The 1331-nt window shown below is 53.9% G+C and carries 1 rRNA gene; it reads left to right on the top strand.

Going from position 1 to position 1331, the window contains the following annotated elements:
* Positions 1-1278: ribosomal RNA gene (locus NFR46_RS09355) — 16S ribosomal RNA — on the top strand; the annotation flags it as partial.
* Positions 1279-1331 lie beyond the last annotated feature (53 nt).

The raw sequence follows: 1331 nt of genomic DNA, 5'->3' as shown, positions 1-1331 counted from the left end.
GGCTTACCAAGGCGATGATGCATAGCCGAGTTGAGAGACTGATCGGCCACAATGGAACTGAGACACGGTCCATACTCCTACGGGAGGCAGCAGTAGGGAATCTTCCACAATGGGCGCAAGCCTGATGGAGCAACACCGCGTGAGTGAAGAAGGGTTTCGGCTCGTAAAGCTCTGTTGTTGGAGAAGAACGTGCGTGAGAGTAACTGTTCACGCAGTGACGGTATCCAACCAGAAAGTCACGGCTAACTACGTGCCAGCAGCCGCGGTAATACGTAGGTGGCAAGCGTTATCCGGATTTATTGGGCGTAAAGCGAGCGCAGGCGGTTGCTTAGGTCTGATGTGAAAGCCTTCGGCTTAACCGAAGAAGTGCATCGGAAACCGGGCGACTTGAGTGCAGAAGAGGACAGTGGAACTCCATGTGTAGCGGTGGAATGCGTAGATATATGGAAGAACACCAGTGGCGAAGGCGGCTGTCTGGTCTGCAACTGACGCTGAGGCTCGAAAGCATGGGTAGCGAACAGGATTAGATACCCTGGTAGTCCATGCCGTAAACGATGAGTGCTAGGTGTTGGAGGGTTTCCGCCCTTCAGTGCCGGAGCTAACGCATTAAGCACTCCGCCTGGGGAGTACGACCGCAAGGTTGAAACTCAAAGGAATTGACGGGGGCCCGCACAAGCGGTGGAGCATGTGGTTTAATTCGAAGCTACGCGAAGAACCTTACCAGGTCTTGACATCTTGCGCCAACCTCAGAGATGAGGCGTTCCCTTCGGGGACGCAATGACAGGTGGTGCATGGTCGTCGTCAGCTCGTGTCGTGAGATGTTGGGTTAAGTCCCGCAACGAGCGCAACCCTTGTTACTAGTTGCCAGCATTAAGTTGGGCACTCTAGTGAGACTGCCGGTGACAAACCGGAGGAAGGTGGGGACGACGTCAGATCATCATGCCCCTTATGACCTGGGCTACACACGTGCTACAATGGACGGTACAACGAGTTGCGAGCTCGCGAGAGTAAGCTAATCTCTTAAAGCCGTTCTCAGTTCGGACTGTAGGCTGCAACTCGCCTACACGAAGTCGGAATCGCTAGTAATCGCGGATCAGCATGCCGCGGTGAATACGTTCCCGGGCCTTGTACACACCGCCCGTCACACCATGGAAGTTTGCAATGCCCAAAGTCGGTGGCCTAACCATTTGGAGGGAACCGCCTAAGGCAGGGCAGATGACTGGGGTGAAGTCGTAACAAGGTAGCCGTAGGAGAACCTGCGGCTGGATCACCTCCTTTCTAAGGAATAAAACGGAAACCTACACATCGAAGAAACTTTGTTTAGTTTTGAG

This window comes from Limosilactobacillus agrestimuris (genome assembly GCF_943193105.1).
Taxonomy (GTDB): Bacteria; Bacillota; Bacilli; order Lactobacillales; family Lactobacillaceae; genus Limosilactobacillus; species Limosilactobacillus agrestimuris.
Note: the sequence above shows the minus strand (reverse complement) of the source record. Positions and strands in the feature narration are given on the sequence as shown.